The organism is Rhodococcus sp. 14-1411-2a, assembly GCF_002259485.1.
Classification (GTDB): domain Bacteria; phylum Actinomycetota; class Actinomycetes; order Mycobacteriales; family Mycobacteriaceae; genus Rhodococcoides.
Genome location: NZ_NPGA01000020.1, coordinates 306,857 through 326,385 on the forward strand (window position 1 = coordinate 306,857; position 19,529 = coordinate 326,385).

Below are 19,529 nucleotides of genomic sequence, written 5' to 3' on the forward strand. Positions count from 1 at the left end.
GGACGGCTCGCTCAGGAAAGGATCTGAGCGAGCGTCTGCCAGCCGAGAACGGAGTCGACGGCCAAGCCGCAGAACACCAGTGCCAGGTATTCGTTCGAGAGAATGAACAGCTTGAGCGGCTTGACCGGTGTTCCCGCACGCACGCCTGCGTAGAGACGGTGGGCCACGACGAGGAACCACACTCCCGACGCCACAGCGACGGCTGCGTAGACGATGCCCGAGCCCGGGGCCAACGCGAGCGTTGCGGCAACGGTGGCCCACGCGTAGAGCACGATGTGCTTGGTGACCTTCGTTTCCGAGGCGACAGCAGGCAGCATCGGCACGTTGGCGGCCTGGTAGTCCTCCTTGTAGCGGAGCATGAGTGCCCAGGTGTGCGGCGGCGTCCACAGGAAGATCACCAGGAACATCACCAGCGCCTGCCACCCGATCGTGCCGGTCACGGCGGACCAACCGATCATCACCGGCATACATCCGGCCGCGCCGCCCCACACCACGTTCTGCGAGGTGCGCCGTTTGAGCACGAGCGTGTAGACGAAAATGTAGAAGCAGATCGTCACGACGGCGAGCACACCGCTGAGCAGATTCGTGGTGGCCCACAGCCAGAAGAACGAGAACACACCCAGGACGAGCCCGAAGATCAGGGCGTGCGAGACGGGCATGGCACCGCGCGCGAGTGGGCGCTTCTCGGTGCGCTTCATCACCTTGTCGATGTCTGCGTCGACGACCATGTTCAGAGTGTTGGCGCTGGCTGCGGCCAGCATTCCGCCGAAGAGGGTGGTGAGGATCAGCCAGGGATCGACGTTTCCTCGGTCGGCCAGCAGCATCGCCGGAATGGTCGTGACGAGGAGGAGTTCGATGACCCGGGGCTTCGTGAGCGCGACATACGCAAGAAAGAGTGCGAGTGCTCTGCGCGGGGCGGACGTCGCCGGCGCGGCCTGCGTGGGCTCACCCTCGTCGTCTGCTCCGAATCCGGGGCCGCCGGCGAAACCGTGTCCGCCCGGCTGCTGCCCAATTCGCACTGCGTCTCCTCGCACGACTGTCGTTCTCTGGCGCTCGGCCACTTGCTCGCATGCCACCGGCACGCGGGTTGACTCTTCATGGCGACACTTCGGCGCCTTCGCGCACGCGCCGACCCCCGCGTTCACTACCGCGGCAGCCGACGAACGTACGCCTACTACGACCGATGGTAGACGGCTGGGTTTGCACCTCCAATTCGCAGGGCACCCAAAGTGAGGAATACGTCGCCTACGAGTAACCCGCGCGCAATCGCCCGGGGGAAGGCACGACAGTAGGGTCGGACGGAACTAGGCTGGTGGGGGAGGTCCTTCGGCACCGACTGCGCGCGCGCTCCACCCAGGCGCATTGCAGCGGACGCCGAGCGACGATTCCTCGGAGCCACAACTCGAACGAATGTCAGGAGATTTCTGCTCGTGTCGATCACAGACGATATTGACGTCCTCACCACGGCGCACCACCCGAGCGACTGGACGGACCTGGACACCCGAGCGGTCGACACCGTTCGTGTTCTGGCAGCGGACGCAGTGCAGAAGGTCGGCAACGGCCACCCCGGAACCGCGATGAGCCTGGCCCCTCTCGCCTACACCCTCTTTCAGCGCACCATGCGCCACGATCCCACCGACACGCACTGGATCGGCCGCGACCGATTCGTCCTCTCGTGCGGTCACTCGAGCCTGACGCTCTACCTGCAGCTCTACTTGGGCGGCTTCGGACTCGAGCTCGCCGACATCGAGGCGCTGCGCACCTACAAGTCCAAGACTCCCGGGCACCCCGAGTTCCGCCACACCGACGGCGTCGAGATCACCACCGGCCCGCTCGGTCAGGGACTCGCCTCCGCCGTGGGTATGGCCATGGCGGCGCGCCGCGAGCGTGGCCTGTTCGATCCCGAGCCCGCACTCGGCGAGAGTCCGTTCGACCACTTCATCTTCGTGATCGCCTCCGACGGCGACATCGAAGAAGGCGTCACGTCCGAGGCGTCGTCGCTGGCCGGTACGCAGCAGCTCGGCAACCTGATCCTGTTCTACGACGACAACAAGATCTCGATCGAGCACTCCACCGACATCGCCCTGTCCGAGAACACGGCCGCGCGCTACGAGGCCTACGGCTGGCACGTGCAGGTGGTCGAGGGCGGTGAGAACGTGACTGCCATCGAAGAGGCCGTCGAGGCTGCCAAGGCTGTCACCGACAAGCCGTCGATCATCGTCCTGCGCACCATCATCGGTTTCCCGGCCCCCACCATGATGAACACCGGTGCTGTTCACGGTGCCGCACTGGGCGACGAGGAGATCGCAAAGGTCAAGCAGGCACTCGATTTCGACCCCGCCAAGACGTTCGAGGTCACCGACGAGGTCATCGGCCACACCCGCAAGCTGCAGGAACGCGGCCGTAAGGCTCACGCCGAGTGGACCGTCGAATTCGACGCCTGGGCCGCGCGCGAGCCCGAGCGCAAGAAGCTATTGGATCGCCTGACCCAGGGCACGTTGCCCGAGAACTGGACCGACGTTCTGCCCACCTGGGAGCCCGGCAGCAAAGCCGTCGCGACACGTGCGGCGTCGGGCGAGGTCCTCAACGCCGTCGGACCTGTCCTCCCGGAGCTGTGGGGCGGCTCCGCCGACCTGGCCGGCAGCAACAACACCACGATGAAGGGTGCGAAGTCCTTCGGCCCCACGTCGATCTCCACCGACGACTGGGACGCCGAGCCGTACGGCCGCACGCTGCACTTCGGTATCCGTGAGCACGCGATGGGTGCCATCCTCTCCGGCATCGTCATGCACGGCCCGACCCGCGCATACGGCGGAACGTTCATGCAGTTCAGCGACTACATGCGGCCGGCAGTTCGGCTCGCATCGTTGATGGACATCGACCCCATCTACGTGTGGACACACGATTCCATCGGCCTCGGCGAGGACGGCCCGACGCACCAGCCGGTCGAGCACCTCGCCGCGCTGCGGGCCATCCCCAACCTCTCGGTGGTACGCCCAGGTGACGCCAACGAGACCGCATTCGCATGGCAGGCAGTGCTGGCCAAGTCCAGCAGCAGCGGACCCGTCGGCCTCGCGCTGACGCGTCAGGGCATCCCGATTCTCGAGGGCACCAGCTTCGAGGGCGTCTCCAAGGGCGGATACATCCTTGCCGAGTCGTCCAAGGCGACCCCGGACGTCGTGCTGATCGGCACCGGTTCGGAGCTGCAGTACGCCGTGGAAGCGCAGAAGCAGCTCGAGGCGCAGGGCATCGCCGCCCGCGTCGTCTCGATGCCGTGCGTCGAATGGTTCGAGAGCCAGGACCAGAACTACCGCGACCAGGTGATCCCGCCCACCGTCAAGGCCCGGGTGTCGATCGAAGCCGGTATCGCTATGCCGTGGTGGAAGATCGTCGGCGGCTTCGGCGAGATCATCTCGCTCGAGCACTATGGCGAATCTGCCGATGCTGCAACACTTTTCCGCGAGTTCGGCTTCACGGCCGAGGCCGTCACCGCAGCCGCACAGCGCTCCATCACCAATGTGAAGGGATAATCCATGACCCAGAACAAGAATCTCGCAGAGCTCTCAGCCGCCGGAATCTCGGTATGGCTGGACGACCTGTCCCGTGACCGCATCCGCTCGGGCAACCTGAAGGACCTGATCGACACCAAGAGTGTCGTCGGAGTCACCACCAACCCGTCGATCTTCCAGGCAGCCCTGAGCTCGGGCGAGGCATACGACGAGCAGGTGACCAAGCTCGCCGGTGAAGGTGCCGACGTCGAGACCACGATCCGTACGGTTACCACGGACGACGTCCGTGAGGCCTGCGACATCCTGATGCCTCAGTACGAGGCCAGTGCAGGCGTGGACGGACGGGTGTCGATCGAGGTCGATCCCCGCATGGCCCACGACGCAGACAAGACCTACGAGCAGGCCGTCGAACTGTGGAAGATCGTCGACCGCCCGAACCTGCTCATCAAGATTCCGGCCACCGAGGCCGGAATTCCCGCAATCGCCAAGGTGATCGGTGAGGGCATCAGCGTCAACGTCACGCTGATCTTCTCCGTCGAGCGCTACGAACTGGTGATGAACGCGTACCTCGAGGGGCTCGAGAAGGCGCGCGCAGCCGGTCACGACCTCGACAAGATCCACTCGGTCGCGTCGTTCTTCGTCTCCCGCGTGGACAGCGAGATCGATTCCCGGCTCGATGCGATCGGCACCCCCGACGCCGAGGCGCTCAAGGGCAAGGCCGCTCTGGCCAATGCTCGGCTCGCATACGTGGCGTACCAGCAGATCTTCGAGGTCGCTCCTCGGTTCCGTGAGCTCGTCGGCAGTGGCGCGCGCGCTCAGCGGCCGCTGTGGGCGTCGACCGGCGTCAAGTCCGACGCCTACCCGGACACCATGTACGTCACCGAGCTCGTCTCGCCCAACACCGTGAACACGATGCCCGAGAAGACCATGGACGCGGTTGCCGATCACGGCGAGATCGTCGGCGACACCGTCTCGGGCAAGGGACCGGAATCGCAGGAGATCTTCGACCGCATCTCGGCGCTCGGTATCGACATCACCGATGTCTTCGTGACGTTGGAGAACGAAGGCGTCCAGAAGTTCGAGGCCGCCTGGAACGAGTTGCTCGAGGCCACCGGCGAGCAGCTTCGCCAAGCAGGTCAGAAGAGCTGACCGACTGTGCCCACCGCAGAAACCGAACCTCTCCATTCCGCGGACTGGCTCAACCCTCTCCGCGACGCGCGGGACAAGCGGCTCCCCCGCATCGCGGGCCCGTGCAGCATGGTCATCTTCGGAGTGACCGGAGATCTCGCGCGTAAGAAGCTCATGCCTGCGGTGTACGACCTGGCGAACCGGGGGCTTCTACCCCCCGGTTTCGCCCTGGTCGGATTTGCCCGGCGGGAATGGCAGAACCAGGACTTCGCCAAGATCGTGCACGACTCCGTGCGCGATCACGCGCGAACACCGTTCAGTGAGGAGGTGTGGAACACCCTCGCCGAGGGATTCCGGTTCGTCCAGGGCTCCTTCGACGACGACGAGGCGTTCGACGAGCTGTCACGAACACTGACCGAGCTCGACGAGACCCGCGGCACCGGCGGTAATCACGCCTTCTATCTGTCCATCCCGCCCAGCGCGTTCCCCGTGGTCCTCGAGCAGTTGTCGCGCTCGGGCCTGGCGCAGAGCAAGGACGGCAATTGGCGACGCGTGGTCATCGAGAAGCCGTTCGGACACGACCTGCAGAGCGCGAAAGAGCTCAACGCTGTCGTGAACCGAGTGTTCCCCGAGGACACCGTGTTTCGCATCGACCACTACCTCGGCAAGGAGACGGTGCAGAACATCCTGGCACTGCGCTTCGCCAACCAGCTGTTCGATCCGATCTGGAATGCGCACTACGTCGACCACGTTCAGATCACGATGGCCGAGGACATCGGATTGGGCGGTCGCGCCGGGTACTACGACGGAATCGGCGCCGCCCGTGACGTCATCCAGAACCACCTTCTGCAGCTTCTCGCCATCACTGCGATGGAGGAGCCGGTCAGCTTCAACCCCAAGGAGTTGCAGTCGGAGAAGATCAAGGTGCTCTCGGCAACCAAACTTGCCGAGCCACTCGATCGCACCTCGGCGCGCGGTCAGTACTCCGCGGGGTGGCAGGGCAGTCAGAAAGTGAAGGGGCTCAAGGAGGAAGAGGGATTCGACTCCGAGTCGAACACCGAAACCTATGCCGCCATCACTCTGGAGGTGGATACGCGGCGCTGGGGTGGGGTGCCGTTCTATCTCCGCACCGGCAAGGCACTCGGGCGTCGAGTCACCGAGATCGCGATGGTGTTCAAGCGCGCTCCGCACCTGCCGTTCGACGCGACGATGACCGAAGAACTCGGTCAGAATGCGTTGGTGATCCGAGTCCAGCCCGACGAGGGCGTGACGATGCGCTTCGGCTCCAAGGTGCCGGGATCGAGCATGCAGGTGCGCGACGTCAGCATGGACTTCAGCTACGGCCAGGCGTTCACCGAGTCCTCTCCCGAGGCATACGAGCGCCTCATCCTCGATGTGCTGCTCGGCGAGCCGTCGCTGTTCCCGGTCAATGCCGAAGTGGAACTGTCGTGGAAGATCCTGGATCCGATTCTGGAATTCTGGGCTTCCGGCGGCACCGCGGAGCCGTACGAAGCCGGTACCTGGGGGCCTTCCTCGGGTGACGAGATGATGCACCGCACCGGACGCGAATGGAGAAGGCCGTGATTGTCGACATCCCCGCCACGACGACGGCCGAGGTCGGCAAGAAGTTGGTGGAGGTGCGTGAAGCAGGCGGTGCGGTGACCATCGGTCGGGTGCTGACGCTGATCGTCGCCAGCCGTGATCCGGCCAAAGCCGAACGAGCGATCGACGCAGCCAACGAAGCGAGCCGTGAGCATCCGTGCCGCGTCATCGTGCTCATCCACGGAGACCGATCCGCCGAGTCGAGCCTCGACGCACAGATCCGGGTGGGCGGCGACGCCGGAGCGTCGGAGGTCGTGGTGCTGCGCTTGAACGGCGAACTCGCCGATCACGAGCACAGTGTGGTCATCCCGTTCCTGCTGCCCGATACCCCGATCGTGGCGTGGTGGCCGGACGAGGCACCGACCGTTCCGGCGAAGGATCCGCTGGGGCGCTTGGCAATTCGGCGGATCACCGATGCCACCAACTCCCCCGACACCACCGCAACGATCAAGGGTCGGCTCAGCAGCTACACCGAGGGCGACACCGATCTCTCCTGGAGTCGCATCACGTACTGGCGCGGCCTGTTGGCCACCGCGCTCGACCAGGCTCCGTTCGAGGCGGTCGTCTCGGCCACGGTGTCCGGACTGGCCGAAGAACCCGCACTCGACATCCTGGCAGGTTGGCTGGCCGCCAAACTCGACGTGCCGGTCCACCGCCGTGCGGGTGAGCTGAAGGTGGAGCTGATCAGAGAGAACAGCAGCATCTCGCTGACGCGTCCGCAGACCGGCAAGACCGCAACCCTGCGACGCACCGGTCAGCCCGACGCGGAGGTCGCACTGGCGCGTCGCAACACTCGCGAGTGCCTCGCCGAGGAACTGCGCAGACTCGACACGGATGAGATCTACGAACTCGCCTTGCACGGACTGTCGAAAGTGAGCTATGAGTAAGACATCGGTACTCCAGTACTTGGACGCGCAGGCCCTGGTCGACGCTGCACGATCTCGCTTCGTCGACGTGGTCACGGCCGCGCAGGCCGAGCGCGGCTTCGCATCGGTGGTGCTCACCGGCGGCGGCACCGGAATCGCGCTGCTGCAAGCGCTACGTGAGGACTCCGGATCGATCGACTGGGGCAAAGTCGACATCTACTTCGGCGACGAACGCTTCCTACCCTCGGGTGATCCCGAACGCAACGAGGTCCAGGCCTCGGAGGCGCTGCTCGATCACGTCGATGTCCACCCGGATCGGGTGTTCCGGATGGCCGCATCGGACGGACCGCACGGAAGCGACCCCGAGGTGGCCGCGGCAACGTACGCACAGATCCTGCATTCCGGATCGGAGGGTGAGCCGACGCCCCGGTTCGACGTCCATCTCCTCGGTATGGGCGGCGAAGGCCATATCAATTCACTCTTCCCCCACACCGATGCAGTGCGTGAACAGCACCGCTTCGTCGTGGCGGTCGAGGACTCCCCCAAGCCCCCGCCGGTGCGCATCACACTGACACTGCCTGCGGTTCGCCGCGCACAGCACGTGTGGTTGCTCGTCTCGGGAGCGAACAAAGCCGACGCCGTCGCCGCTGCGGTGGGCGGAGCCGATTCCGACGACGTCCCGTCGGCAGGCGCGCTGGGCACCGAATCGACGGTCTGGTTCCTCGATGCCGGCGCAGCGTCCAAGCTGGACACCGTCTGATCCCACCCGACTAATCGGGGTCGGCAGCGTCGGGGTCACATCCCGGCCGCTCGCAGTCGTAGTCGCCGACGCCCCGGGCATATCCTGATATCGAACGACCGATCCGCCTACTGCTCCCGCGGTAGGCGGATCCGTCTCTCCAGGTATCGATCGAACTACTGCACTGCGTCATACCTCGTTGGACGCGATCGACCGACGACCGGTTCCTCGCCCCTCGTGCGTGGCTAACCGCTGTTGCGCAGCGCCGTCGCGAGACCGTTCATCGTCAGCAGAATTCCTCGCTTGACCCGTTCGTCGTCGTCACCGTTGCGGTATCGACGCAGCATCTCGACCTGCATCTGATTGAGCGGCTCCAGGTACGGGAAGCGATTGTGCACCGAGCGCTCCAGCGACGGGTTGTCTTCGAGCAGGCGACTGTGACCGGTGATCTTCAGGTACATCCGCACCGTCGTGGCATGTTCGGCTTCGATCATGCCGAAGATCCGCGCACGCAGGTCTGCGTCGGGAACCAACTCCGCGTACCGCGCCGCGATACCCAGATCCGACTTGGCCATGACCTGCGCAAGGTTGGACAGAACGGTCTGGAAGAACGGCCACTTCCGATACAGGTCGGTCAGTACCTCGAGCTTGGCGTCGTCGTCGCCGACCCACTCCTCGAACGCCGAACCGGTGCCGTACCACCCGGGCAGCATGACGCGGCACTGGCTCCACGACATCACCCATGGGATTGCTCGGAGGTCGTACACCGAGTTCGTCGGCTTCCTCGATGCCGGACGGGAGCCGATGTTCAGCTCACCGACCTCGGCAACCGGAGTCGACGTGCGGAAGTACTCGACGAACCCGGGCTCCTCGTGCACCAGCCGGCCGTATGCCGCGCGGGCCTTCGCGGCGAGGTCGTCCAGGATGTCGTACGCGGCTTCTGCGCCGTCCCCGAGACCTTCGACGTCCAGCAGAGTCGATTCGAGGGTTCCGGCAACCAGAGACTCGAGGTTGCGACGCGCCATGGACGGCTCGGCGTATTTGGCCGCGATGATCTCGCCTTGCTCGGTGAGCCGCAGCGATCCCTGCACCACTCCGGGCGGCTGCGCCAGGATCGCGTCGTAACTGGGACCGCCGCCGCGGCCGACCGTGCCGCCGCGACCGTGGAAGAGCCGCAGGCGAATACCCGTCTTGCGTGAGGCCTCGAGCAGATCGAGCTCGGCGCGGTACAGCGCCCAGTTCGCCGCGAGGTATCCACCGTCCTTGTTCGAATCCGAATACCCGAGCATGACTTCCTGATTCATGCCGCGCCCGGCCACCAGCGCACGGTAGATCGGAACGTCGAGCGTGGCGAGCAACGTCGCTGCGCCCTGCTGGAGATCCTCGATGGTCTCGAACAGCGGCACGACACCCACCGTCGACGTGGGCGCCGAACCGTCGGTGCCGGGGTCGAATATCCCCGCTTCCTTGAGCAGCAACGCCGCTTCGAGCATGTCACTGACCGACTGACACATGCTGATGATGTAGTTCTGGATGGTGTCGGGGCCCAGGTGGTCGATGGCCTCCTTGGCGGCCTTGACGATGCCCAGTTCCTTGGTGGCGAGCTCACTGAGTTGCGCGTTGGGGCCGACGAGCGGCCGCCTGGTCGCAAGTTCGTGCGACAGAACCGAGACCCGTTCGTCCTCCCCGAGGGACATGTAGTCCGCATGTACACCGGCCCAGGCCAGCAGCTCGGCGACCACCTCTTCGTGAGTCTCGGAGTTCTGCCTCATGTCCAACGCCTGCAGATGGAAGCCGAACGTCTCGACCGACTGTCGGAGCCGGAGCAGTCGATCGTCGGCGATCAGGGCATCGCCGTCCGCCCGCAGCGCGCGGTCGATGATGTCGAGGTCGTCGAGGATGCCCTGCGGACCGTCGTACTTCTGCGCCCCGAGATCGATCCCGGAGACCGGCACCGCGTCGAGCACGGTCTGGGCGGTGGCGGTGAGCCGGGCTCGGATACCGACGACCGCGACCCGATACGGCTCGTCCGATCGACGGTCGTCCGGCTCGGTCGATGCGCCGGCCAGAGCCTTCAGATCCTCGGTGACATCCACCAGACGCGCGGACATCGACAATTCCTTCTCCAGCGCGACCAATTCGTCCAGGTAGTGCTCGAACGCTACGTATCCCGCCTGATGGGTCGCGGTGTGGACCACCTCTGCGGTCACGTTCGGGTTGCCGTCCCGATCGCCGCCGATCCAGGAGCCGGGGCGAAGAATGGGCCGTGGCAATAGGTCGTCCTCGGGCCACCGTGCCCGCAGGGCTGCCCGCACGTCCGCGTTCAACGCCGGCATGACATCGAACAGGGAGGACTCGAAGTACCGGAGGCCGACCTCGATCTCGTCCTGAATCCGCAAGCGCGACAACCGAATCAGAGCCGTCTCCCACAGGGTCAGCACTTGCCTGCGGATCTGCACGTCGATGGCGGCCAATTCCTTCGCCGCGCTGGCGGCCTTGCCCTCACGCGCCGCGGCGGCGACATCGCGGCGCCGCATCAGCTCGGTGATCTTGGACTGCACATCGAACACGGTGCGTCGACGGGTCTCGGTGGGGTGCGCGGTGATCACCGGTGCGACCAGCGCATCCGTCAGGGCCGCGGCCACCTGCTCGCGCGACGGGGCCGCGGCATCGATCTTGAGCCAGGTGGCGTCGAGGCTGCTGTTCTGCGGCGGGTCCTCGCGGTCGAGGTGAATCGCGCGACGACGTTCGCGGTGCAGGTCCTCGGCAAGATTGGCCAGCAGCGAGAAGTGACTGAATGCTCGAATGAGTGGAACCGCTTGTGCCACTTCGACATCGGTGTAGCGCCCGACCGAGTCGTCGCGCTCGATCTCGGATCTGCGTACTGCGAAGGATTCGACTCGCGCCGCTTCGATCAACTCGAATACGTCGTCGCCCTCGTGCTCGCGAATGATCTCACCCAGGATGCCGCCGAGATAGCGGATGTCCTCACGGAGAGGCTCTGTCAACTCCCGACCCTGAGCTGTCGGTGGGACGAAGGCTGGGGAACCGACTGACTCGTAGGAGGATTCGCTCATCCACCCAGTATCGTCGCTCCGTCACCAACTCGCACTCGGAGCCGAATCCGATCAGGTGTACTTGATCTCCAGGCCGATACCGAGGATGGCGATGAGCCAGATGATGCCGGTGAAGACCGTGAGGCGATCGAGGTTCTTCTCGACGACGGTGGAACCGGAGAGGCTGGACTGCACTCCGCCACCGAACAGGCTGGACAATCCGCCGCCCTTGCCGCGATGCAGCAGGATCAGCAAGATCAGTGCCAGGCTGGTGACGACCAGCAGAATATCCAGAAACAGATCCATGTCCACCTCAAACTCGATTCGATGCCTTCAGCAGCCTACCTGGCCCCGCGAACGGCTTCGGACACCCCGCCGAAGCGAGGTGTCCGAAAACCGTCCGATACAGCGTTGCCGATGGCCGATCAGGGCAGGGGTCCACCTGCGGCGATGGCCGACAACGTGGCGAACTCGTCCGCCTTGAGCGAAGCGCCACCGACGAGGGCACCGTCGACGTCGGGCTGTCCGACGATCTCACCGACGTTCTTCGCGTTGACCGAGCCGCCGTACAGCACGCGCACGCCCGCGGCGACCTCGTCCGAGGACAGCGCCTTCAATTCCTCACGAATGGCACCGCACACTTCCTGAGCGTCCGACGCCGACGCGACCCGGCCGGTACCGATGGCCCATACCGGCTCGTAGGCGATGACGACCTTGGAGATGTCGTCGGCCGACAGTCCTTCGAGTGACCCTCGCAGCTGTGCCACGTTGTAGGCCACGTGCTCGCCGGCCTCACGGATGTTCAGACCCTCGCCGATGCACACGATCGGAGTGAGGCCGTTCTTCAGGGCCGCCTTCGTCTTGGCGAGCACGACGGCGTCGTCCTCGCTGTGCAGCGTGCGTCGCTCGGAGTGACCGACGACGACGAAGGTGCACCCCAGCTTGGCCAGCATCGATCCGCTGATCTCGCCGGTGAAGGCACCCTTGTCCTCGGACGAGACGTCCTGCGCACCGTAGGTGAGCAGCAGTTTGTCGCCCTCGACCAGGGTCTGCACGCTGCGGATGTCGGTGAACGGCGGGATCACCGTCACGTCGACCTTGTCGAAGTACTTCTCGGGCAACGAGAATGCGATCTTCTGCACCAGCGAGATGGCCTCGAGGTGGTTGAGGTTCATCTTCCAGTTGCCCGCGATGAGCGGCTTACGTGCCATGCGTTACGCCTCCAGGACGGATAGGCCGGGGAGCTGCTTGCCTTCGAGGTATTCGAGGGATGCACCGCCGCCGGTGGAGATGTGCGAGAAACCGTCGTCGGGCAGTCCGAGGGTGCGTACCGCAGCGGCCGAGTCGCCGCCACCGACGACGCTGAACGCGCCCTTCTCGGTGGCTCCGATGATCGCTTCGGCGATGCCCTTGGTGCCGGCCGAGAACTTGTCGAACTCGAACACTCCGGCCGGTCCGTTCCAGAAGACGGTCTTGGCATTCGAGAGAACGACGGCGAAGCGGCTGACCGAATCGGGTCCGATGTCGAGGCCCATCCAGCCGTCCGGAATCTCGGATGCCTTCACGGTCTTCGCCTCGGCGTCCGCCGCGAACTTGTCTCCGACGACGATGTCGACGGGCAGGTGGATCACGTCACCGAAACGCTCGAGCAGGTCCTTGCAGACCCCGATCTGGTCCTCCTGCAACAACGAGTTGCCGACCGAATATCCCTGCGCGGCAAGGAAAGTGAACGCCATGCCGCCGCCGATGACCAGGGTGTCGACCTTGGGGGCCAACGCCTCGATGACGCCGAGCTTGTCCGAGACCTTGGAGCCGCCGAGCACCACCGCGTACGGACGCGCGGCGTCCTCGGTGAGCTTGGCCAGTACCTCGACCTCGGCCGCGACGAGAGTGCCCGCGTAGTGGGGCAGCAACTGCGCCACGTCGTAGACCGATGCCTGCTTGCGGTGCACGACGCCGAATCCGTCGGAGACGAAGGCCGCGTCGTCGCCGGCCAGAGCAACGAGCTCACGAGCCAGAGCAGCTCGCTCGGATTCGTCCTTGCTGGTCTCGCGCGGATCGAAGCGAATGTTCTCGAGCAGCAGCACGTCGCCGTCGGTCAGACCCTCGGCCCGAGCCTCGGCGTCCTGACCCACCACGTCGCCCGCGAGCTGAACGTGGCGTCCGAGCAGTTCGCCGAGCTTCGCTGCGACCGGAGCCAGGCTGTACTTCGCGTCGGGCTTGCCGTCGGGACGACCGAGGTGCGCGGTCACGATGACTTTGGCACCCGCCTCGACCAGTGCCCGGAGAGTCGGGATCGACGCCTGGATGCGGCCGGGGTCGGTGATCGTGCCGTCCTCGAGCGGGACATTGAAGTCCGATCGCACGAGGACGCCACGGCCTTCGACACCGGCATCGAGCAGATCCTGCAGTGTCTTGACAGCCATCGGTGTCAGAGGGACTTGCCGACGAGACCGATGAGGTCGGCGAGGCGGTTGGAGTAGCCCCACTCGTTGTCGTACCAGGAGACGATCTTGACCTGATCGTCGATGACCTTCGTCAGCGGCGCATCGAAGATCGACGAGTGCGGGTCGGTGACGATGTCCGAGGAGACGATCGGATCGGTGTTGTACTTCAGGATGCCCTTGAGGGGGCCCTCGGCTGCGGCCTTCATGGCGGCGTTGATGTCGTCGGCGCTTGCCTTCTTCTTCAACAGCGCAGTCAGGTCGGTGACCGAGCCGGTGGGGATCGGTACCCGAAGCGCGTAGCCGTCGAGCTTGCCGAGCAGCTGCGGGAGAACCAGGCCGATGGCCTTGGCCGCGCCGGTGCCGGTCGGGACCACGTTCAGGGCTGCAGCGCGGGCGCGACGCAGATCGCTGTGCGGGCCGTCCTGCAGGTTCTGGTCCTGCGTGTACGCGTGAATGGTGGTCATCAGACCCGAGACGATGCCGAACTCGTCGTCGAGAACCTTGGCGATGGGGCCGAGGCAGTTGGTGGTGCACGACGCGTTGGAGATGATGTTCTGGCTGCCGTCGTACTTGTCGTCGTTGACGCCCATCACGATGGTGATGTCCTCGCCCTTGGCGGGCGCGGAGATGATGACCTTCTTGGCACCGGCATCGATGTGGCCCTGTGCCTTGGCAGCGTCGGTGAAGATGCCGGTGGACTCGACGACGACGTCGACACCCAGGTCACCCCACGGAAGTGCGGACGGGCCCTCACGCAGCGACAGCGCCTTGATCTTCTGGCCACCGACGACGATGGTGTCCTCGCCCTCGAGCGAGACATCGTGCGGCAAGCGACCCAGGATCGAGTCGTACTTGAGCAGGTGTGCGAGCGATGCGTTGTCGGTCAGGTCGTTGACAGCAACGATTTCGATGTCGGTGGTACCGAGCGCCTTCTGCGCATCGACAGCCCTGAAGAAGTTACGCCCGATGCGGCCGAAGCCGTTGACGCCTACCCGGATCGTCACTGTTCGCTCCTAAAAGTTGTGAAAACAGATGTCTGATTGTGCCTGCGTGCGGGGTGCCACACGCGGTTCCCACCCTAGTGTGCGCGCAGGCAGAGCGCGCGCATCACGTGATCGGGCCGGTCATGCCTCGTCGAGCAACTCGGCGGTGACGGCGGACTCGGTGTCCGGAATTCCGGTTTCCTTCGCCTTGCGGTCGGCCATGGACAGCAGGCGTCGAATTCGGCCTGCCACAGCGTCCTTGGTCATCGGCGGGTCGGCCAACTGGCCGAGTTCCTCGAGCGACGCCTGGCGATGCTGTACCCGGAGCGAGCCCGCGGCGGCCAGATGATCCGGCACGTCCTCGCCGAGGATGTGCAGGGCCCGCTCGACGCGCGCTGCGGCGGCGACGGCGGCCCTGGCCGAGCGGCGCAGGTTGGCGTCGTCGAAGTTGGCGAGCCGGTTCGCGGTTGCCCTGACCTCGCGTCGCATCCGTCGTTCTTCCCAGATCAACCGGGTGTCCTGTGCGCCCATGCGGGTGAGCAGTGCCCCGATCGCCTCGCCGTCGCGGACGACCACTCGATCGGTGCCGCGGACCTCGCGTGCCTTGGCGGCCACGCCGAGGCGTCGAGCGGCTCCGACGAGCGCGAGAGCTGCCTCGGGACCCGGGCAGCTGATCTCCAGAGCCGAGGATCGACCCGGTTCGGTGAGTGAACCGTGCGCCAGGAATGCGCCCCGCCATGCCGCCTCGGAGTCCCCCACCGTGCCGCCGACCACCTGGGCGGGCAGGCCGCGAACCGGGCGACCGCGCAGGTCCAACAGGCCGGTCTGCCGCGCCAGTGCCTCGCCGTCCTTGGCCACGCGCACCACGTAGCGAGAGGTCTTGCGGAGCCCGCCTGCTCCGAGCATGTGCACGTCGGAGGAGTAGCCGTACAGCTCGAAGATCTCCCGACGCAGCCGTCTCGCAATGGACCCGAGATCCACCTCTGCCTCGACCACCACGCGGCCTGCCACGATGTGCAGTCCGCCGGCGAATCGCAGGAGTGCGGACACCTCGGCCTTGCGGCAACTGACCTGACTGACGGTGAGCCTGCTCAGCTCGTCCTTGACCTCCGCTGTCATGGCCACGAAGTGATCCCCTCTCTGCGTGCGGTAGTCGGTGCGGTGCCGTCGGTGGACGACACGATGGAACCGAGAGCCGCAGCAAGCTTGCCGTAATGATGTGCGTGGGTGCCGTTTTCGGCAACGTCGACGTAGACGACCTCGGCACCGAGCCGGGCCGCTGCCCGCGCCACGTGCTCGCGGTTGCTGCCTTCCGGGACCGAGGCGGAATCGACCAACACGTAGTCGATTCCCAAATCCGGTGCGTGTTGGGAGAGTACGTGGACATGGCGCTCGGCGGAGAATCCGGTGGTCTCCCCCAGCTCCGGTGCCAGGTTCAACACCAGTACCTTCGGCGCGCTCGTGCGAGCGAGCGCGGCGAGCTGATCGGGCACCAACACGTGCGGGATGACGCTGGAGAACCACGATCCCGGTCCGAGCACCACGAGGTCGGCCTTATCGATCGCAGCGAGTGCATCCGCCGAGGCAGGCGGTTCGGGTGGCAACAGTCGAACGCGGCGAACCTTGCCAGGAGTCGTCGCCACCGCAACCTGTCCGCGAATGACGCGGCTCACACGTGGGTCGTCCTCCAGACCGGAGACGTCGGCCTCGATGTCGAGTGCGATCGGCGACATCGGAAGCACCCGTCCGTCGATTCCGAGCATCCGCACCATCTCGTCGAGTGCGGCGATCGGATCGCCCAGTACCTCGGTGAGGCCGGCGAGGATGAGGTTGCCCACCGAATGTCCGGCCAGAGCGCCCGTGCCGCCGAAGCGGTGCTGCAGGACGTCCGTCCAGAGCTGCGTCCTCTCGTCCGATCGTGCCAGCGCAGCCAGTGCCATGCGCAGGTCTCCGGGCGGAATGACGCCGAGCTCGGCCCGCAGACGCCCCGAGGATCCCCCGTCGTCGGCGACCGTGACGATGGCGGTGACGTCGGGACCGAGCAGCCGGGCCGCCGACAGCGTGGCGTACAGGCCGTGCCCGCCGCCGAGCGCGACGATCCTGGGGCCCGCTGTCGGTACTTCGGTGTCGACCTCGCTCATTCGCGACCCAGATCCCGATGCAGCACGCGCACCGACACATCACCCTGGTCGGCGAGAATTGCCGCCAGTGCCTCGGTCATCGCGACACTTCGATGCTTCCCTCCGGTGCAGCCAACGGCCACCGTCATGTACCTCTTGCCTTCCCGCACGTATCCCTCGATGGTCAGATTCAGCAGGTGCGTGTACGTCTGCAGGTAATCGCGTGCCCCGTCCTGCCCCAACACGTAGTCGCGAACGTCCGCGTCCTGGCCGGTGTGTTCGCGCAGCTCGGGCACCCAATGTGGGTTGGGCAGAAAGCGCACGTCGCAGACCAGGTCGGCGTCCATCGGCAGGCCGTACTTGAAGCCGAACGACTGCACGGTGACGCCCACTCCGGTGGTCTCGGCCGCGCCGAACACCGTCTCGATCTTGCGCCGGAGTTGATGCACGGACAGGGACGTGGTGTCCACCGTGAGATCCGCAGCTGCCTTGACCTGAGCGAGTCGCAACCGTTCGGCGGTGATGCCCTCGGTCAGCGTTCCGTCCTGACCGTCGTTCTGCAGGGGATGGCTACGCCGGTTGGACTCGAATCGACGGATCAGCACGGCGTCGGACGCGTCAAGGAAGAGCACTCTGTTGCGCACGCCCTTGGAGTCGAGTTCTTTCACCACCCAGCCCAGATCGCCGGTGAACAGGCGGCTTCGGACGTCCATCACCAGTGCCAGTCGCTCGATTCTGGGCTTGGACTCGCGTCCGAGATCGACCATCTTGGAGATGAGCTCCGGCGGTAGATTGTCGGCGACGTACCAGCCGAGATCCTCGAGAATCTTGGCCGCAGTGCGCAATCCTGCACCGGACACCCCGGTGACCAACGCCACCTCGATCTCGTCGTGCTGCGACTCCCCCTCGATGGACTGCTCGAGGTGTTCTTCGGACGGTGGATGTCTCTGTGTCTGGTGTTCGCTCACTACGAAGCCTGTCCCGCCGATTCCACACGCGGTGCGATCGCATGTTCCGCCGTGTTCTCGCCCGATGTCGTTGCACTTGCGTTGCCATCATCGCCTACATCGGCGTCGTCCGTGTCGGAACCCAGCGCGGCCAGCACCGACTTGGCCGTGGTCTCTCCGATTCCCGGAACCTCGACGATCTCCGCGACCGTTGCACGCTTGAGGTTGGCTACCGAACCGAAGTGTGCCACCAACGCTGTTCGACGCGACTCACCGAGTCCGCGAACCGAATCGAGGGCCGACGCCGTCATCCGCCGTGATCGCTTGCTGCGATGGAACGTGATCGCAAACCGGTGCGCTTCGTCTCGGACCCGTTGCAGCAGATAAAGCGATTCGCTCGTGCGCGGCAGGATGACCGGATCCTCCTCCCCCGGAACCCATACCTCCTCGAGACGCTTCGCCAGACCGACCACAGCGACGTCGGTCACGCCGAGCTCGTCCAGTACCGCTGCGGCGGCGGCCACCTGAGGGGCACCGCCGTCGACGACGAACAGGTTGGGTGGATACGCGAATTTTCGCGGTCTGCCGGTCTGCGGATCCAAGGCCGCTTCGGGGGCCAGATCGCCCCCTGTTCCCTCGGCCGTACCGTCGGCCGAATGTCGCAAAAATCGGCGACGAGTCACCTCGGCGATGCTCGCCACGTCGTCGGAATGCCCGTCGCCTGCCGCTTCCTTGATCGCGTAGTGGCGGTAGTCGCTCTTGCGGGGCAGTCCGTCCTCGAAGACGACGAGCGAGGCCACCACGTCGGTTCCCTGCACGTGGGAGATGTCGATGCACTCGATGCGCAGTGGTGCGGAATCCAGATCCAGCGCCTCCTGAATACCCTGCAGCGCAGCCGATCTGGACGTGAAGTCGCCTGCACGCTTGAGCTTGTGCTGCTGCAGGGCCTCCTTGGCGTTGCGCTCGACGGTCTCGGCCAACGCCTTCTTGTCGCCGCGTTGCGGAACTCGCAAGGTCACGTTCGAGCCCCGGAGTTCACTGAGCCAGACCTGAACCTCGTCGGCGTTGTCCGGCAGGACCGGAACCAGTACTTCCCTCGGGACGGCATTGGATCCACCGTCGTCGCCGCCCGGTGCCTGTGCGGACAGGGCTGCCTGCTCGCCGTAGAACTGCGTCAGGAACTGTTCGACCAGGGCGGGCAGATCGGCCTCGTCCTGGCGTTCGATCACCTCGCCTGCCTTCTCCACCACCCAGCCGCGTTGCCCTCGCACACGGCCGCCGCGGACGTGGAATACCTGAACTGCCGCTTCCAGGGCATCGGTGGCGAAGGCGACGAGATCGGCGTCGGTGCCGTCGCCGAGCACCACTGCCTGCTTCTCCAGTGCTCGACGCAGCGCACCGACGTCGTCTCGCAGACGCGCGGCGGTCTCGAAATCGAGGTCCTCGGACGCAGCCTGCATCTTCTTCTCGAGCTGACGAACGAGCTTGTCCGTCTTACCGGCCAGGAAGTCACAGAAGTCCTCGACGGTGCGCCGATGCTCGTCGGCGCTGACTCGGCCGACACACGGTGCCGAGCACTTGTCGATGTAACCCAGCAGGCAGGGCCTGCCGATCTGATTGTGGCGCTTCAGCACTCCGGTCGAGCACGTGCGGGCGGGGAACACCCGCAACAGAAGATCCAGCGTCTCCCGAATCGCCCACGCGTGCGCGTAGGGGCCGAAATACCGCACGCCCTTGCGCCTCGGTCCGCGGTAGACGAACAACCGCGGGTATTCCTCGTTCATCGTCACCGCGAGCATCGGGTAGCTCTTGTCGTCGCGATATCGGACGTTGAACCGTGGATCGAACTCCTTGATCCAGTTGTACTCGAGCTGCAGGGCCTCGACCTCGGTGGTCACCACCGTCCACTCCACCGAAGCCGCGGTGGTGACCATCTGGCGAGTGCGAGGATGCAGCGAGGCGATGTCTGCGAAGTAGGAATTGAGCCGACTGCGGAGGCTTTTGGCCTTTCCTACGTAGACGACGCGACCGTGCGGATCGCGGAATTTGTACACCCCCGGCTCCACCGGGATGGTTCCGGTGGCCGGGCGGTAGGTAGCGGGGTCGGACACGGCAACCACGTTAGCCGTCGG

At 65.4% G+C, this 19,529-nt stretch carries 15 protein-coding genes; 5 read left to right on the forward strand and 10 right to left on the reverse strand.

The window, feature by feature from the left end; translation table 11 throughout:
- Nucleotides 1-11: 11 nt before the first annotated feature.
- Nucleotides 12-1,019 carry a heme o synthase gene (locus tag CH291_RS22385; RefSeq protein WP_068050518.1) on the reverse strand — a complete coding sequence of 336 codons (1,008 nt, stop codon included), beginning with the start codon at nucleotides 1,017-1,019 and terminating at the stop codon, nucleotides 12-14.
- 411 nt (nucleotides 1,020-1,430) lie between these two features.
- Here CH291_RS22385 and tkt point away from each other — a divergent pair, with 411 nt between their 5' ends.
- The 5 genes from tkt to pgl are packed head-to-tail and all read left to right on the forward strand — an operon-like array spanning nucleotide 1,431 to nucleotide 7,865.
- Nucleotides 1,431-3,530 (forward strand): transketolase, encoded by a 2,100-nt coding sequence (tkt, locus tag CH291_RS22390; protein WP_094688691.1) that lies wholly within the window; start codon nucleotides 1,431-1,433, stop codon nucleotides 3,528-3,530.
- Between the two features lie 3 nt (nucleotides 3,531-3,533).
- Nucleotides 3,534-4,658, forward strand: coding sequence for a transaldolase (gene tal, locus CH291_RS22395; RefSeq protein ID WP_037189373.1), 1,125 nt, complete (start codon nucleotides 3,534-3,536; stop codon nucleotides 4,656-4,658).
- A gap of 6 nt (nucleotides 4,659-4,664) precedes the next feature.
- Nucleotides 4,665-6,221 carry a glucose-6-phosphate dehydrogenase gene (gene zwf / locus CH291_RS22400; protein WP_037189374.1) on the forward strand — a complete coding sequence of 519 codons (1,557 nt, stop codon included), beginning with the start codon at nucleotides 4,665-4,667 and terminating at the stop codon, nucleotides 6,219-6,221.
- The gene (gene opcA / locus CH291_RS22405; protein ID WP_170946023.1) at nucleotides 6,218-7,126 is read left to right on the forward strand and encodes a glucose-6-phosphate dehydrogenase assembly protein OpcA; all 909 of its coding nucleotides are present in this window, start codon (nucleotides 6,218-6,220) and stop codon (nucleotides 7,124-7,126) included. Before zwf ends, opcA begins: the two co-directional genes overlap by 4 nt.
- Complete coding sequence (gene pgl / locus CH291_RS22410; RefSeq protein ID WP_068050524.1) at nucleotides 7,119-7,865, forward strand: 6-phosphogluconolactonase; 747 nt, start codon at nucleotides 7,119-7,121, stop codon at nucleotides 7,863-7,865. The genes opcA and pgl overlap by 8 nt, the downstream gene beginning before the upstream one ends.
- 224 nt (nucleotides 7,866-8,089) lie before the next feature.
- Here pgl and ppc read toward each other — a convergent pair whose 3' ends face one another.
- From ppc to uvrC, 9 genes are all read right to left on the reverse strand, one after another.
- Nucleotides 8,090-10,921 carry a phosphoenolpyruvate carboxylase gene (ppc, locus tag CH291_RS22415; protein WP_094688692.1) on the reverse strand — a complete coding sequence of 944 codons (2,832 nt, stop codon included), beginning with the start codon at nucleotides 10,919-10,921 and terminating at the stop codon, nucleotides 8,090-8,092.
- A gap of 51 nt (nucleotides 10,922-10,972) precedes the next feature.
- Nucleotides 10,973-11,206: a preprotein translocase subunit SecG gene (secG, locus tag CH291_RS22420; RefSeq protein WP_068050526.1), complete on the reverse strand. Its 234-nt coding sequence runs from the start codon at nucleotides 11,204-11,206 to the stop codon at nucleotides 10,973-10,975.
- A gap of 119 nt (nucleotides 11,207-11,325) precedes the next feature.
- Entirely contained in the window at nucleotides 11,326-12,111 is a 786-nt protein-coding gene (gene tpiA, locus CH291_RS22425) for a triose-phosphate isomerase (RefSeq protein WP_068050527.1), read from the reverse strand.
- 3 nt (nucleotides 12,112-12,114) lie between these two features.
- Nucleotides 12,115-13,326, reverse strand: coding sequence for a phosphoglycerate kinase (locus tag CH291_RS22430; protein WP_032377823.1), 1,212 nt, complete (start codon nucleotides 13,324-13,326; stop codon nucleotides 12,115-12,117).
- Nucleotides 13,327-13,331: 5 nt separating this feature from the next.
- Nucleotides 13,332-14,351, reverse strand: a complete 1,020-nt coding sequence (gene gap / locus CH291_RS22435; protein WP_032365753.1) for a type I glyceraldehyde-3-phosphate dehydrogenase — start codon at nucleotides 14,349-14,351, stop codon at nucleotides 13,332-13,334.
- A 120-nt stretch (nucleotides 14,352-14,471) separates the two neighbouring features.
- Nucleotides 14,472-15,455: a DNA-binding protein WhiA gene (whiA, locus tag CH291_RS22440; RefSeq protein ID WP_068050529.1), complete on the reverse strand. Its 984-nt coding sequence runs from the start codon at nucleotides 15,453-15,455 to the stop codon at nucleotides 14,472-14,474.
- Complete coding sequence (locus tag CH291_RS22445; RefSeq protein WP_068050530.1) at nucleotides 15,446-16,471, reverse strand: gluconeogenesis factor YvcK family protein; 1,026 nt, start codon at nucleotides 16,469-16,471, stop codon at nucleotides 15,446-15,448. Before CH291_RS22445 ends, whiA begins: the two co-directional genes overlap by 10 nt.
- On the reverse strand, nucleotides 16,468-17,361 hold the full coding sequence (gene rapZ, locus CH291_RS22450) for an RNase adapter RapZ (protein WP_094642373.1): 894 nt from the start codon (nucleotides 17,359-17,361) through the stop codon (nucleotides 16,468-16,470). The genes CH291_RS22445 and rapZ overlap by 4 nt, the downstream gene beginning before the upstream one ends.
- Nucleotides 17,362-17,417: 56 nt before the next feature.
- Complete coding sequence (gene uvrC / locus CH291_RS22455; RefSeq protein ID WP_094688889.1) at nucleotides 17,418-19,508, reverse strand: excinuclease ABC subunit UvrC; 2,091 nt, start codon at nucleotides 19,506-19,508, stop codon at nucleotides 17,418-17,420.
- Between the last annotated feature and the right edge of the window lie 21 nt (nucleotides 19,509-19,529).